At 71.8% G+C, this 1473-nt stretch carries 1 protein-coding gene; it reads left to right on the forward strand.

Going from position 1 to position 1473, the window contains the following annotated elements; translation table 11 throughout:
• On the forward strand, positions 1 to 1450 hold a 1450-nt coding region (locus KGA66_RS29000; RefSeq protein ID WP_211472790.1), incomplete at its 5' end, for an IS4 family transposase.
• Positions 1451 to 1473 lie beyond the last annotated feature (23 nt).

Below are 1473 nucleotides of genomic sequence, written 5' to 3' on the forward strand. Positions count from 1 at the left end.
CCTGGAGGCAGAGCGGCGGGCGAGGTTGCGCGACGCGGTACTGGCCGGTCCGGCGGCCGTGTCGGCCCGGGCGCTGGACCAGGCGCAGCGTGCGGGGCTGCTGGCGCGGCTGGTCGCGGCCGGGGATATCGAGCGGGCGCTGGCCGATGCCGGGCACGTCGACGGACGTAGACGGGCGCTGCCGGGCGCGGTCACCGTGAACGTGGTGCTCGGCCTGGCGCTGCACAGCGGCGAGGGATATGACAGTGTCCTGGCCAAGGTCGTCCCCCAGGTGCGCGGCGGCACGCTGCTACCCGGGCAGGTGCCCAGTGCGAGCGCGTTGTCCCAGGCCCGGACCAGGTTGGGCGCCGGCGCGCTGCGCCTGTTCTTCGAGCAGCAGGCCGCCGGGGAGCCGGCCGCGCGGGGTCCCGGGGCATCGGCGTTCGATCTGGAGGTGACCGGGTTCGACGGCACCTGCCTGGAACTACCGTGCGAACCCGAACTGATCGAGGCGTTCGGATGCCCGACCGGCGCCAAGCGCCCCCAAGCCCGGCTGGTCACCCTGGTCAGCTGCGGGAACCGGCGGATCCAAGCGGCGGCGATCGGCTCCTATCACACCAGTGAGCAGGAGTTGGTCGACCGGTTGGCCGGCGCGCTGCGCCCCGGCACGGTGAACCTGGCCGACCGCAACTTCTTCAGCATGCACCGCTTCCTGCGCTTCGCCGCGAGCGGGGCGCACCTGGTGTGGCGGGTGAAGAACGGGGCCGCGTCCCTGCCCGCCAGGATCACCGAACGCCTACCGGACGGCTCCCACCTCGTGCGGCTGCGCGAATCCGACGCCATGCGCACCCGCCGGCGCAAGGACACCGGCGACCCGCACGCCACGCGGCTGCCCGACACGATCGCCCGCATGATCGAGTTCGAGGTGCGCGTCACCGACGAACGCGGCCGCACGCGCACCGGCCGCATCCGGCTGCTCACCACCCTGCTGGACCCAGAGGCGTACCCGGCCCGGGCTCTGGCCGCGCTGTACGCGGAAAGATGGCAGGTGGAGATCACATTCCTGCGCCTGAAGACGACCCTGCGCGGAGCCGGAACCGTCCTGCGCGGACACGGCAGGGAACTGATCCACCAGGAGATCTGGGCATTCCTGGCCGTCTACAACCTGCTGTGCGACCTGGCCGCGCAAGCCGCAGCCCTCGACGGCATCGACCCCGACGAGATCTCCTTCGTCACCGTCCTGCGCCTCACCCGCGCCCACCTCGGCGCCGACCAGCCCTGCACCCACTGCGCACACCGCCCCGAACAACCCCGCCAAGCCCTGACCAGCGCCATCGCCGCCAGCCCCCGCAACCGCACCAGGCGAAACCGAACCAGCCCCCGCACCAACGCCGAACGCCGCAACGGGCACACCCAGAAAGCCCGCTACACCATCACCATCGCCGAGTCGAATCTCCCCAAAGCGGACTGACCGGCCCTAACTTTAGGGCAGTG

The sequence above is a fragment of the Actinocrinis puniceicyclus genome (assembly GCF_018283645.1).
Lineage (GTDB): Bacteria > Actinomycetota > Actinomycetes > Streptomycetales > Catenulisporaceae > Actinocrinis > Actinocrinis puniceicyclus.